Below are 13355 nucleotides of genomic sequence, written 5' to 3' on the forward strand. Positions count from 1 at the left end.
ACGTTGCTACTTTGTGCCCTGCGACGCGTCGAGCGCAAGATTGAGTTCGAGCACGTTCACGCGCGCCGCGCCGAACACGCCGAGCGTCGGCTTGCGCGTATGCGCCTTGATCGCCGCTTCGACGTGGGCGTAGGTCAGGCCGCGCGCCTGCGCGACGCGTGCCGCCTGCACGTGCGCCGCCGCCGGCGAGATATCCGGATCGAGGCCCGAACCCGACGCGGTCACGAGATCGCTCGGTATCTGCAGCGGCGCGACGCCGTCGCGCGCGGCGACGGCCGCGGAATCCTTCGCGATGCGTTCGCGCAGCGCCGGATTGCTGCTCGCGAGGTTGCTGCCCGACGCGGCCTTCGGATCGTAGCCGGCCGCCGACGGCCGCGGCTGGAAATAGCGCGCGTCGGCGAACGGCTGCGCGACGAGGCGCGAGCCGACGACGCGTCCGTCGCGCTCGATCAGGCTGCCGGTCGCCTGATGCGGAAACAGCGCGCCGCCGAGCACGGTCGAAACGACCGGATAGAAGAGGCCGCAGAAGACGACGAGGACGGCGCACCAGATCAGCGCGGGGGCGTAGCCGCCGCCGCGGTCGTCGAGGATTGTGGAATTGTCAATAGTGTTCATGTTGTCACCTTGTCGTAGCCCTCTCCCCCGCATGCCTGCGGGGGAGAGGGTTGGGTGAGGGGGTGACGCGTCGCGCTGCGTCGAGATCGACGAAGACTCCGGCGCGGCCCCCTCACCCCGACCCTCTCCCCCAAGCGAGCTTAGGGGAGAGGGAGTTGTTCACCGCGCGCCGGTCACCGCCGCCAGCACCATATCGATCAGCTTGATCGCGACGAACGGCAGCATCACGCCGCCCACGCCGAACACCAGCAAGTTCCTGCGCAGCAGCGCTTCGGCACCGCCTGGCTTGAACGACACGCCGCGCAGCGCGAGCGGGATCAGCGCCGGAATGATCAACGCGTTGAAGATCAGCGCCGCCAGCACCGCGTTGACCGGCCCCGACAGCCGCATGATGTCGAGCGCCGCCATGCCCGGTATCGCCGCGACGAAGATCGCCGGGATGATCGCGAAATACTTCGACACGTCGTTGGCGAGCGAAAACGTCGTCAACGCGCCGCGCGTGATCAGGAGCTGCTTGCCGATCTCCACGACCGACAGCAGCTTGGTCGGATCGGAATCGAGATCGACCATGTTGCCGGCCTCTTTCGCGGCCTGCGTGCCGGAATTCATCGCCAGGCCGATGTCGGCCTGCGCGAGCGCCGGCGCGTCGTTCGTGCCGTCGCCGACCATCGCGACGAGCCGGCCCTGCGCCTGTTCGTGACGGATGCGCGCGAGCTTGTCCTCGGGCTTGGCCTCGGCGAGAAAATCGTCGACGCCGGCCTCGGCCGCGATCGCCGCGGCGGTCAGCGGATTGTCGCCGGTGATCATCACCGTGCGCACGCCCATCGCGCGCAGCCGCGCGAAGCGTTCGCGCACGCCGTGCTTGACGATGTCGGCGAGCGCCACGACGCCCAGGATGCGGCTCTGGTCGGCGACGACCAGCGGCGTCGCGCCGCTCCTCGCCACGCGGTCGACCGCGGCGTCGAGATCGCCGGGCAGCGCGACGTTGCCGCCGCGCGCCCACGCGACGATCGCGCTGCGCGCGCCCTTGCGGATGCGCCGGCCGTTGGCGAGATCGACGCCGGACATACGCGACTCGGCACTGAAGGGAATGAACGTCGACTCGGCGACGTCGCCGGCGCTCGCGCCCTGCGCCTGTGCGAGCGCGACGATCGACTTGCCTTCCGGCGTCGGGTCGGCGAGCGAGGCGAGCAGCGCGGCTTCGCGCAGGTCCGGCGCGCGCGCGCCGCCGACGGCGATGAACTCGGTCGCGCGACGGTCGCCGAGCGTGATCGTGCCGGTCTTGTCGAGCAGCAGCGTATCGATGTCGCCGGCGAGTTCGACCGCCTTGCCCGATTTGGCGATCACGTTCGCCTCGAGCGCGCGGTTCATGCCGGCGATGCCGATCGCGGGCAACAGGCCGCCGATCGTCGTCGGAATCAGACACACGAGCAGCGCCACGAGCACGACGACGTCGATGTGCACGCCGGCCGACCGGCCGAGCGCCGGCAAGGTCACGACGACGGCGAGAAACACGAGCGTCAGCGCCGCGAGCAGCACGGTCAGCGCGAGCTCGTTCGGCGTCTTCTGGCGCTGCGCGCCTTCGACGAGCGCGATCATGCGGTCGAGGAAGCTCGCGCCGGGCTGCGCGGTCACGCGCACCTTGATCTCGTCCGACAGCACCGTCGTGCCGGCGATGACGCCGGAGCGGTCCGTGCCGGCCTCGCGCAGCACCGGCGCCGATTCGCCGGTCACCGCCGCCTCGTTGATCGAGGCGACGCCTTCGACGATCTCGCCGTCGGCCGGAATCTGCTCGCCGGCCGAAACGACGACGATGTCGTCCGGACGCAGTTCGGCCGCCGGCAGATACTCGTACTGGCCGTTGCGCCAGCGCCGGCCGACGAGCTGCGAGCGCGCCGCCCGCAGGCTCGCGGCCTGGCCGCGGCCGCGCGCTTCGGCCACGGCCTCGGCGAAGTTCGCGAACAACACCGTCGCGAACAGGATGGCCGCGACGACCATCGGATAGCCCCACGCGTGCCCCTTGGATAGCGCGTGCAGCGACAGCGCTGCGGTGAGCGCCGTGCCGACGAGCACGACGAACATCACCGGGTTTTTCATCGCCGTGCGCGGCGCGAGCTTGCCGAACGCGTCGCGCGCGGCTTCCTTGAGCGCCTGCGCGGTGATCCGCGTCGCGTGCGCCTTCATGCCATGTCTGGATGCGGTTTCCATGGTGTTTCTCTATGTGTTCAGTGTGCCGCGAGCATCAGCTGCTCGCCGACCGTGCCGAGCACGAGCGCTGGCAGGTACGAAAGAACCGTGATGAGCACGATCACCGCGATCATCGTCGCGCCGAACGTCGCGCTCTCGATATTGAGCGTGCCGGCCGTTTCCGGCGCCCGGCGCTTCGCCGCGAGGCGGCCGGCGACCATCAGCGGAATCAGCAGGCACGGATAGCGGCCCAGGAGCAGCACGACCGACGCCGACAGGTTCCACCAGTACGTGGCATCGCCGAGGCCTTCGAAGCCCGACCCGTTGTTGGCGTAGGCCGACGTGTACTCGTAGAACACCTGCGCGATGCCGTGCAGACCCGGGTTCGACATGCCGGCGACGTCCGGTATCGTCAACGCGAGCGCGGTAAAGCCGAGTATCGTCACGGTCTGCAGCACGATCAGGAACGACAGCAGTCGCACTTCGCCGGTTTCGAGCTTGCGGCCGAACACTTCGGGCGTGCGTCCGATCATGAGGCCGGCGATGAAGATCGACAGCAGCAGGAACACGAGATGCCCGACGAGGCCGCAGCCGATGCCGCCCCAAATGGAATTGATCAACATGTTCACCAGCGCGACCGTGCCGGCGAGCGGATTGACCGAGTCGTGCATCGCGTTGACCGAGCCGTTCGACGTCTGCGTCGTCACCGCGGTCCACAGCGCCGACGCGGTCGCGCCGAAGCGCACTTCCTTGCCTTCGAGGTTCGGACCCGGCGCGGCGAGGCTCGCGGTCGCGGCGTTCGGCTGCTGCTCGGACCACCAGGTCGCGGCGGTGGAGACCACCGACAGCGCCGCCATCACGCCGAACACGAGCGCGGTGAGTTTACGCCGGCCGGTGAACGGCCCGACCATGAACACGACCGCGAACGGCAGCACGACGATCGATATCGTTTCGATCGCGTTCGCGAGCGGCGTCGGATTCTCCAGCGGCACGGCGCTGTTCGGGCCGTACCAGCCGCCGCCGTTGGTGCCGAGCTGCTTCGTCGCGACCATCGACGCGACCGGCCCGACCGGAATCGTCTGCTCGGCCATGCCGGCGCTCGCGTCGATCGGCTGCGCGGTACGCGCGCCGGCGAAAGTGCTCGGCACGCCCTGCGAGACGAGCGCGAGCGACACGACGAGCGACAACGGCACGAACACGCGCAGCGTCAGGCGCGTGACGTCGACCCAGTAGTTGCCGAGATCGCGCGCCTCGCCTTCCTTCGCGGTGTCGGCGTTGCGGCCGCCGAACAGGCCGCGCAGCATCGCCGCGGCGATGCCCAGGCCCATCATCGGCGTGAGCACCTGGAGGCTCACGATGCCGATCATCTGCGACAGGTACGACAGCTGCGCCTGACCCGAGTAGTGCTGCTGGTTCGTGTTCGTCAGGAACGAGATCGACGTGTGCAGCGCGAGGTCCCAGCGCATGCCCGGCACGCCGTCGGGATTGCCCGGCAGGTGGTCCTGGAACATGAACACGAGCCACGCGAACACGCCGAGCACGAGATTGCTCGCGAGAAACGCCATCGCGTAGCCGCGCCACGTCATGCCGCGGCGCGGATCGACGCGCGCGAGGCGATACAAGGCGCGCTCGATCGGATCGAATACGCGGTCGATCGGGCTCTCGCGCGCCGTCAGCACGTGCGCGAGATAGCGCCCGAGCGGCCAGGCCAGCGCAAGCGCGAGTGCCAAAGTCACGAAGATTTCCACGTTACGCTCCGCTTAGAACTTTTCCGGCCGCAGCAATGCGACCAGGAGGTAGGCCCCGAGCGCACCGCTCAGGGCGAGAAGGAATACGGTCAAGGCGCTCATGTCAGAAATTCCAGGTGGCCGATGCTTCGAAGCGGCTGCCGGCGACACCGGGGAACAGCGTTTTGGCGCTGTCGCTCGTCCAGTGGCCCGATGCGCGCAAATCCACTTTGTTCAACGTGTAGACCGCCGACAGCTGCGCGCGGCCGTAGCTCTTGCCCAGACCCTCGTCGAGGTCGTAGTGCGCCGCGACGGTTTCGAAGCGGAACGCGTCGGTCACCGGGAATTTCGCGCCGAGCTCGACGTACACGCCGCGACCGCGCGACGCGAGCGCGTTTTCGGACCAGCCGACCATCGCCCACCAGCGCGAGTCGAGCGTCAGCGTCGCGATCACTTCGTTGTAGTCGAGGTTGGCAGGCTCCCGCGTGCCCGGGTACGTAAAGCGCGTGAGGTTGACGTCGAGGTTCCAGCGCTGCGCGAACGTGCGGTTCCAGCCGGCGACGAGATCGACTTCGGCATCGGTGCCGAGGTCGGGGCCGTAGTCGACCGTCGACGTCCACACCGAACCGTAGAAACCCGAATCGAGCGCGGCCTTGAGGCCCAGCTGCGGGGCGGCGTCGCCGCGCGTCTGCGAGATGCCGCGAAAGACGTAGTCGCTGGTGACGGCGGCCGAGCCGCTGAAATCGACGGCATGCGCCGGCAAAACGGCCGCGACCGTCACGATCGCGGCAAGTACCTGTACTGACCTGTTGCGGGCGTTCATCGCCACTTCTGCTCTGTTCTCGCTCCGGGGCGGAGCAGGCGCAGTGTCGAACCTGAACGCGTAAAGGCGACAGACGCACTCGCGGCGCGCCGCGTAAAGTTCGCGTAAACGCGCAGCCGGCGTTCGCGCGCCGCAAACTGCAAAACGTTGCGACGAAACGCACGAAACGGCTTCCCCATGCGGTTCCGGCCGGCTTTGACAAGCTATCGGCTTCACCCCTCGCCTGCTATAAATCAAGCCCCTGAAACTGGATAGACGGAATGATCCGACCTCGGACAAGGAGCGGCTGGCGTCGCCTGTCGGTCGCGGTGGCGCTGTACGTCGCTTCGCTCGGCATCGCCGCGGCGGCGAAGGTCACGACGACCGTCGGCGGCGTCGAAGGCGAGCTCAAGCTCGCCGTGCTCGCCGGGCTCGAACTCAACCAGTACGACGGTCGCGACGTCAGCGCCGCGCAGGTGCGGCGCCTGTACGACCGCGCGCAGGATCAGGTCGCCGCGGCGCTCGTGCCGTACGGCTACTACGACGCGCAGGTGAAGGGCGAGCTCAAGGAATCGCCGGAAGGCTGGACCGCCGTTCTCAACGTCGTGCCCGGCGAAGCGGTGAAGGTCGGCACGCTGAACCTGAAACTCGACGGCGAGGCGCGCCAGCTGCGTCCGGTGCGCCAGGCGCTGCGCGCGTTCGCGCCGCAGGTCGGCGACGCGATGAGCCACGCCGCCTACGAGCGCGGCAAGACCGCGATCCAGGCCGCGCTGTTCGCCTCCGGCTTTCTCGACGCGCAGCTCGTCACGCACAAGGTGAGCGTCACGCGCGGCACGCGCACGGCCGTGATCGACCTCGCGTGGGAGCCGGGCCAGCGCTACCGCGTCGGCGAGACGATCTTCGAAGGCGCGCAGTTCGACGACGGTTTCCTCGACCGCTACGTGCCGTGGAAACAAGGCGACTTCTACACACAGGAACAACTGCTCTCGCTGCAGCAGCGGCTGACCGAGGCCGACTATTTCTCGATGGTCGACGTCAATCCCGACATCGAGAACGCGCAGGACGGCGTCGTCAACATCCTGGTCAAGCTCGCGCCGGCCAAGCGCAGCATCTACACCGGCGGCATCTTCGTCGGCACCGACACCGGCTTCGGCGTGCGCGGCGGCCTCGAACGGCGCTGGATGAACCGCCGCGGCCACAAGATGAAGAGCGAAGCGATCGTCGCGCAGCGCCTGAAAACGCTGTCGACGCTATACACGATCCCGATGCCCGGCACCGACAACCGCAGCTTCAATTTCGGCGCGAACTTCCGCGACGAGGATACGAAGACCACGCGCTCGAAGACGACCACGATCGTCGCCAACGAAACGCGCCAGTGGATGGGCTTCACCCGCACGCTGGGCCTGAAGCTGCAGACGGGCGACTTCGAAATCGGCGACCGCAAGCTCGCCGTGATCCGCGGCAATTCGACCGTGCTGTACCCCGAGGTGGGCCTGACGAAGAAGAACGGCGACGATCCGCTGTTCGTGCGCAGGGGCTATTCGTTCAACGTAACCGCGCGCGCCGGCAAGAAGGACGTGCTGTCCGACAGCGACTTCGTGCAGATGCGCGCCGACGCGAAATACATCCGCTCGCCGGCGCCGCGCCAGCGCCTGATTCTGCGCGGCACGATCGCCTCGACCTGGGCGAGCGACTTCGACGCGCTGCCGCCCGACCTGCGCTTCTTCGCCGGCGGCGACCGTTCGATCCGCGGCTTCGGCTACCAGACGGTCGGACCGATCGAAGTGGTGCCGCGCACGGCGCCGCTGGCGCCGGTCGGCGTCGTGATCGGCGGCAAGAACCTCGTCGTCGCCAGCGCCGAGTACGAGTACTACTTCACGCGCAACTGGGGCGCGGCCGCGTTCGTCGACGCCGGCGACGCGTTTTCCGGCACCAAATACAACCTCAAGATCGGCGCCGGCCTCGGCGTGCGCTGGCGCTCGCCGGTCGGCATGGTGCGCTTCGATCTCGGATTCCCGGTGAAAAAGGAAAGCAAGCAGGATGCGGCGCTCGCGCCGAACGTGCTCGATCGCGGGCTGCAGATCCACCTCGTCATCGGGCCCGACCTATGAAACGCTGGCTGAAAATTCTCCTCGGCGCCGTGCTGGCGCTCGTCGTCGTCGCCGCGCTTGCGATCGTGTGGCTCGTCAACACGACGAGCGGCGCGCGCTTCGCGCTCGGGCGCGTGGTCGGCGCGATGGACGGCAAGCTCGCGATCGCCTCCAGCGAAGGCACGCTCGCCGGACCGCTGACGCTGACGGGCGTGCGCTGGAACGATGCCGGCGTCGACGCCAAGGTCGGTCGCGTGACCGTCGACGTCGCGCTGATGGCGGCGTTGGGTAAAGTCGTACATATCCAGAATCTCGACATCGCCGACGTGGCCGTCGCGACGACGACGCAGGCGCCGCCGAAAGAACCCGGCACGTCCGAAGTGTCGCTGACGCCGCCGGTCGCGATCGTGCTCGACCGCCTGCATCTGGCGAAGGCGTCGGTCGTCGCCGACGGCAAGCCGGCATTCGCGCTCGACACGCTCGATCTTGCCGCCGGCTGGACGAACGAGGGCGTCAGGATCGACAAGCTCAAGCTGCGCGCACCCGACGGCGAGGTCGATCTCGACGCGTCGCTGACGTCGCTGACGGGCTATGCCGGCGGCGCGAAAGGCGCGTTCCGCTGGAAGGCCGGCGACGCGACGTACGGCGGCACGCTCGAACTCGTCAGTCGCGACGGCAAGGCCAACCTCAACGTCGCGCTCGCGCAGCCGATGGCGACGAAGCTCGACGCCACCGTCGCGACGAGCGGCGACTACGCGTGGACGGTCGCGCTCGACGTGCCGGCGTTCGACCCGAACGTCGTCGCGAAGGATTCGGGCCTCGCGTCGCTCGCGCTGTCGCTCAAGGGCGCCGGCGACAAAGGCAAGGGCGCGGTCGACGGCACCGTCGACGTCAACGGCCATCGCGTCGCGATCCAGCCGCTGCGCTACGCGCTCGCCGACGGCAAGCTGCTGACCATCGAAGCGCTGAGCCTGCGCACGCCCGAAGCGCCCGGCAAGCTCGACCTCAAAGGCACGGTGAACCTCGGTGCCGACAAGCCGACCGCCAAGCTCGACGTGACCTGGGACGGCGTCGAGATTCCGCCGGACCTCGCCGGCCAAGCGCTCGCGACGCACGGCACCGTGACGTTCGACGGCGGCGCCGAGCAATTTGTGGCCAAAGGCAAATTGTCGGCAGGACCGCCGGGCAAACTGTCCGACGTCGAACTCGACCTCGCCGGCACGCCCGACGCGATCACGCTCAACCGCCTCGCACTCGTACAGGCCAAGGGCGGACTCGACGCCGCAGGCTTGGTGACGTTGAAACCCGGCATCGGCTGGAAACTCGATGCCAAGGCCAACCGTCTCGATCCCGGCGCGTTCGCCGCGGAGTGGCCCGGTTCGCTGAGCTTCGCGCTCGCGACCGAGGGCACGAGCGGCGACAAGGGAATTGCTGCGAAGATCAAACTCGACAAGCTCGACGGCAAGCTGCGCGACCGGCCGGTCACCGGCACCGCCGACCTGTCGATCACGCCGGGCTTCGTCGTCGACGGCACCGCAGCGATCGCGTCGGGGCAGTCGACGGTCGCCGTGCGCGGTCGCGGCGGCAACGACACCAATGCGACGGTCGGCTTCACGCTCGCGTCGCTCGGCGACGTGCTGCCCGACGCGCAGGGCCGCGTGCGTGGCGAATTCACGATCCGCGGCAAGTGGCCGTCGCTCGCGGTGGCCGGACGCCTGGAAGGCCAGACGATCGGCGTCGGCGAAAACCGCGTCGCATCGCTCGAACTCAACGCCGACATCGCCGACACGAACGCGCCGCGCGGCGCGTTCGACGTGCTCGCGACCGGCGTGACGGCGGGCGGTCTCACGTTCGAGCGCGTCAGCCTCGACGGCAAGGGCGACCGCGATTCGCACGAGGTGAAGCTCGCCGCGAACGGCACGCCGCTGACCGCGCACACGACGCTGCGCGGCCGCAGCGAGGGCGCGAACTGGGCCGGCACGCTCGCCGAACTCACGCTCGCGGTGAAGGACCAGCCCGAGTGGAAGCTCGAACAGCCGGCAGCGATCGCGCTCAAGGACGGCGCGGCCACCGTCGGCGACGTGTGTCTCGCCGCGAACGGTCCGCGGCTGTGCTTCTCGGCGAACCAGACCGCCGACGGCGCCGCGAACGCGCGCTACCGCATCGAACGCCTGCCGCTGGCGATGATCGCGGCGATCGCCGCGCCCGGCGCGCCGTTCACGCTGACCGGCGACATCGAAGGCCAGGGCGACGTGAAGCGCGGCGCCGACGGCGCGCTGAACGGCACGGCGCAGATCGGATCGGACACGGGCCGCGTCGCGTATCCCGACACCGAGGCGGGCAAACCGCTGCTCGACTACAAGAACTTCGCGATCGACGCGACGCTGTCGCCGTCGTCGCAGCAGGTGCTGATCCGTGCCGAACTGTCCGACGGCGGCAGCATCAACGGACAGATCGGCGTCGCCGGCGCCGAACAGGCGCTGTCGGGGCAGATCGCGCTCGCGTTGAACAGCTTGTCGTTTGTGGAGTTGTTCACAACCGAACTCGGATCGGTCAAGGGCAAGGTCGCCGGCACGCTCGCGTTCGCCGGTACCGTCGCCGCGCCGCAGATCGGCGGCAACGTATCGGTGTCGGAGTTCGCGACCGAAGTGCCGGCCGCGGGCCTGAAGCTGCACGACGGCAACCTGCGCGTCGACCTGCTCGAAGGGCAGCGCTTCGCGATCGCCGGCAGCCTCGCGTCGGGCGGCGGCAAGGTCGACGTGCGCGGCAGCGGCGGCATGGCGGCCGACGCGCCGCTGTCGATCGCGATCGAAGGCAAGGATTTCCTCGCGGCCGACATCCCCGCGGCGAAGGTGCTGATCGGGCCGAAGCTCACGATCGAGCGCAGCGCCGAGAAGATGGTGATCGGCGGCGACGTCGACTTGCCGTACGCGAACGTCGACCTGACCAAGCTGCCGGGCGGCGGCGCGGCGAAGACGTCGCCCGACGTCGTCGTCACCGACGCCGAACAGGCCGAAGCGGGCAAGTCGCTGCCGCTGACGGCCGACATCACGTTGAAGCTCGGCGACGACGTGCGGCTCAAGGGATTCGGCCTCGACGGCAAGCTCGACGGGCAGCTCGTGATCGTCGAGCGGCCCGGCAAGCAGACGACGGGGCGCGGCGAAATCCGCGTCGGCGGCACATACAAGGCCTACGGCCAGGATCTGAAAGTGCGCACGGGCCGCCTGCTGTTCGCCGGCACGGCGATCGACAATCCGGGGCTCGACATCCAGGCGGTGCGCGAACTCAAGGACGTGACGGCCGGGCTGCGCGTGCAGGGCACGGCGCAGGTGCCGGTGCTGACGGTGTTCTCCGAACCGACGATGGAGCAGTCCGAAGCGCTGTCGTACCTCGTCACGGGTCGACCGCTGTCGGCGCTCAAGAGCGGCGACGGCGACATGGTCGGCGCGGCGGCGCAGGCGCTCGGTTCGGCGACGGGCGACCTGCTCGCGAAAAGCGTCGGCGCGCGACTGGGCGTGGACGCGGCGGTGAGCGACAACGCGGCGCTCGGCGGCAGCGCGTTCACGGTCGGCAAGTATCTTTCGCCAAAACTGTACCTGAGCTACGGCGTCGGCATCTTCACGCCGGGCGAAGTGATCACGCTGCGCTACAAGCTGTCGAAGCGGTGGGAGCTCGAGGCGCAGAATGCGACGACGGAGAATCGGGCGGGCCTGAATTACCGATGGGAAAAGTGACGCATCGGCCCGGTTTTCAGCGCGGCCTCCGGGCAAGCGCGCGCTTTGCGGAAGCCTCGACGAGCGAGGCTTCCGCGATAGGGGCGTCAGGCGCGGGTGATCACGAGACGGCCGGCGGTGACGCGGATGGTGACGAGATCGCCCGGGAGGAAGCCGGCGTTGATGAGCCAGATGCCGCAGAGTCGGATCTGGGGGATCTCTCGTGGAAGATGCGCCTGATCTACGGCCGGGTAGTAAGCCGTACCGATGCGGATTTGCTTTGTGGAAGATTCGCGTGAAGTATGATTTCGCTCAGCCATGATCCACTCCTTACTAAGTGGTTTGTGGTTAGCGAACGGCGTGGAGCCAACCGCGCCGTTCGCGCTTTCGCCCTTCCAGCGATTGGTCGCTGCGGGCGACCTTTCACAGCGCCGCGCGGAAGGCCGTCAAGGATTCGGTTTTATCGAACTTGCGCAGTCCTTGACGGCCTGAGCACGGTGCTAGGCTGAGACGACCGCAGCGAGCTTTGTATTGCGCTACACGCTGCGAGCTTTGGCTTCTCGCCGAAACAGAATCGCAACGAAAAACTGAGCGTCGCCCCCTCACCCAACCCTCTCCCCCAAGCGGAGCTTGGGGAGAGGGCTATGCGTGGCGTGACCTGGCGTCCATGTGTTTACTTTGCGCAAAAAACTGGATACCGGCCTTCGCCGGTATGACGGCGTTGTAGAAATGCCGCGCTTTGGCCGTCGCTGTTGCCGTTGCTTCTGGCGGCAGGAAGCCGCCCGCTCTACCCGGGGCCCCGTCGGTCGCGGCGAGATTGCGGAGGAGAGCCCGCGCAGCGGGTGCGCGCAGGGATGCGCGCAGTTCGTTGACGGGCCATGGATGGCCCTTCAACGAACCCCGGAGCGATCTCGCGAAGTTTGCGGGCATGGATGCCCGCAAACCGCGGCCGTCGGGGTGCCCTTGGAGGGTGCAGGGAGGGGTTGGGCAAGCAACCTCTCCCTGCCCGCTCGCGGCAGCGAGCGGAACGCTTTGTTTAAAGCCAAGCGAAAGCTACAAAGCGACAATCAAAAGCTGGATGATTCGCCGCGTCCGCGGCTCACCCCTTCGGGCCATTCGCTGCGCGAATGTTCGCTCCGGCATCCATGCCTGCGCAGTCCAGCGTTCGCTGGGATGACGAGCAAAAGATGACGAGCGCAGATGCGCAAACACCAACCCAAGTCATTCCCCCTTCAACATCGCGACATGCACCTTCCCATCCCGATCGACCCACCCCCGATACATCCCGTCGGTATTGAACGGCAACGAAAAGTTGCCCCGCGCATCGAGCGCGATCACCCCACCGTCGCCGCCGAGCGACGGCACGTCCTCGAGCACGACAGCCTTGGCCGCTTTGTCTATCGTTTCTTTTTTCCACGCCACGCGCGCGCAGATCGAATGCGCCGCCACGGTGCGGATGTAGAACTCGCCCCAGCCCGTCGCCGATACCGCGCAGCCGGCGTTCGCATACGTGCCGGCGCCGATGATCGGCGCGTCGCCGACGCGGCCCCAGCGCTTGTTCGTCATGCCGCCGGTCGACGTCGCGGCGGCCAGATGCCCCGCCTTGTCGAGCGCCACCGCGCCGACCGTGCCGTAGTGGCGCGTGCGATCGGTGTCGACGCTCGCCTGCGCCTCTTTCTTCAGTGCGTTCTGCAGCTGCTCCCAGCGCTCGTCGGTGCGAAAGTACGACGGGTCGACGAGTTCCATGCCGATCGACTGCGCGAACGCTTCGGCGCCCTCGCCCGTCAGCATGACGTGCGGCGATTTTTCCATCACCGCGCGCGCGAGCAGCACCGGATTCTTCACGCGATGCACGCCGGCGATGCTGCCGGCCTTGCGCGTCGTTCCGTCCATGATCGCGGCGTCGAGTTCGTTCTTGCCGTCGTGCGTGAACACCGCGCCCTTGCCGGCGTTGAAATACGGCGAGTCTTCGAGCACGACGACCGCGCGGCCGACCGCGTCGAGACTGCTGCCGCCGCCCGTGAGCACGGCGTAGCCCTGCGTGAGCGCGTCGCGCAGCGCCGCTTCGACGCCGGCGCGGCGCTCGGGCGTCAGGTCTTTGGCGATCACGCCCGCGCCGCCGTGAATCACGAGCACGGGTCTGACGTCGGCGGCTTGCGCGTTCATGGCGAATACTCCGGCGACGGCGCCGATGGCGAGACGAAACATGGCTGGCGCTCCT

At 68.2% G+C, this 13355-nt stretch carries 9 protein-coding genes; 2 read left to right on the forward strand and 7 right to left on the reverse strand.

Features of this window, described 5'->3' with window-relative positions; genetic code table 11:
• Positions 1-6: 6 nt before the first annotated feature.
• From kdpC to OD750_RS24040, 5 genes are all read right to left on the reverse strand, one after another.
• Positions 7-615, reverse strand: coding sequence for a potassium-transporting ATPase subunit KdpC (gene kdpC, locus OD750_RS24020; protein ID WP_263541160.1), 609 nt, complete (start codon positions 613-615; stop codon positions 7-9).
• 159 nt (positions 616-774) lie between these two features.
• Positions 775-2823 carry a potassium-transporting ATPase subunit KdpB gene (kdpB, locus tag OD750_RS24025; RefSeq protein WP_425508259.1) on the reverse strand — a complete coding sequence of 683 codons (2049 nt, stop codon included), beginning with the start codon at positions 2821-2823 and terminating at the stop codon, positions 775-777.
• Between the two features lie 17 nt (positions 2824-2840).
• Positions 2841-4550: a potassium-transporting ATPase subunit KdpA gene (kdpA, locus tag OD750_RS24030; protein WP_263541161.1), complete on the reverse strand. Its 1710-nt coding sequence runs from the start codon at positions 4548-4550 to the stop codon at positions 2841-2843.
• Positions 4551-4562: 12 nt separating this feature from the next.
• The gene (gene kdpF, locus OD750_RS24035) at positions 4563-4652 is read right to left on the reverse strand and encodes a K(+)-transporting ATPase subunit F (protein ID WP_263541162.1); all 90 of its coding nucleotides are present in this window, start codon (positions 4650-4652) and stop codon (positions 4563-4565) included.
• 1 nt (position 4653) lies between these two features.
• Positions 4654-5352: a TorF family putative porin gene (locus OD750_RS24040; RefSeq protein ID WP_263541163.1), complete on the reverse strand. Its 699-nt coding sequence runs from the start codon at positions 5350-5352 to the stop codon at positions 4654-4656.
• Positions 5353-5612: 260 nt separating this feature from the next.
• Here OD750_RS24040 and OD750_RS24045 point away from each other — a divergent pair, with 260 nt between their 5' ends.
• Positions 5613-7442 carry an autotransporter assembly complex protein TamA gene (locus tag OD750_RS24045; RefSeq protein WP_263541164.1) on the forward strand — a complete coding sequence of 610 codons (1830 nt, stop codon included), beginning with the start codon at positions 5613-5615 and terminating at the stop codon, positions 7440-7442.
• Entirely contained in the window at positions 7439-11155 is a 3717-nt protein-coding gene (locus OD750_RS24050) for a translocation/assembly module TamB domain-containing protein (protein ID WP_263541165.1), read from the forward strand. Before OD750_RS24045 ends, OD750_RS24050 begins: the two co-directional genes overlap by 4 nt.
• Before the next feature lie 86 nt (positions 11156-11241).
• On the opposite strand, the gene OD750_RS24055 is transcribed toward OD750_RS24050, so the two are convergent.
• Together OD750_RS24055 and OD750_RS24060 are read right to left on the reverse strand one after the other, a co-directional pair.
• The gene (locus OD750_RS24055) at positions 11242-11454 is read right to left on the reverse strand and encodes a type I toxin-antitoxin system SymE family toxin (RefSeq protein ID WP_263541166.1); all 213 of its coding nucleotides are present in this window, start codon (positions 11452-11454) and stop codon (positions 11242-11244) included.
• 901 nt (positions 11455-12355) lie between these two features.
• Positions 12356-13300, reverse strand: a complete 945-nt coding sequence (locus OD750_RS24060; RefSeq protein WP_263541387.1) for an isoaspartyl peptidase/L-asparaginase family protein — start codon at positions 13298-13300, stop codon at positions 12356-12358.
• Positions 13301-13355 lie beyond the last annotated feature (55 nt).

Source organism: Tahibacter soli, assembly GCF_025717065.2.
Lineage (GTDB): Bacteria > Pseudomonadota > Gammaproteobacteria > Xanthomonadales > Rhodanobacteraceae > Tahibacter > Tahibacter soli.

Bases quoted from the DNA above. Each gene is read 5' to 3' on its own strand.
- OD750_RS24045 (WP_263541164.1), top strand. From the start codon at position 5,613: ATGATCCGACCTCGGACAAGGAGCGGCTGGCGTCGCCTGTCGGTCGCG.
- OD750_RS24050 (WP_263541165.1), top strand. From the start codon at position 7,439: ATGAAACGCTGGCTGAAAATTCTCCTCGGCGCCGTGCTGGCGCTCGTC.
- kdpF (WP_263541162.1), bottom strand. From the start codon at position 4,652: ATGAGCGCCTTGACCGTATTCCTTCTCGCCCTGAGCGGTGCGCTCGGG.
- kdpB (WP_425508259.1), bottom strand. From the start codon at position 2,823: ATGGAAACCGCATCCAGACATGGCATGAAGGCGCACGCGACGCGGATC.
- kdpC (WP_263541160.1), bottom strand. From the start codon at position 615: ATGAACACTATTGACAATTCCACAATCCTCGACGACCGCGGCGGCGGC.
- OD750_RS24060 (WP_263541387.1), bottom strand. From the start codon at position 13,300: ATGAACGCGCAAGCCGCCGACGTCAGACCCGTGCTCGTGATTCACGGC.
- OD750_RS24040 (WP_263541163.1), bottom strand. From the start codon at position 5,352: ATGAACGCCCGCAACAGGTCAGTACAGGTACTTGCCGCGATCGTGACG.
- OD750_RS24055 (WP_263541166.1), bottom strand. From the start codon at position 11,454: ATGGCTGAGCGAAATCATACTTCACGCGAATCTTCCACAAAGCAAATC.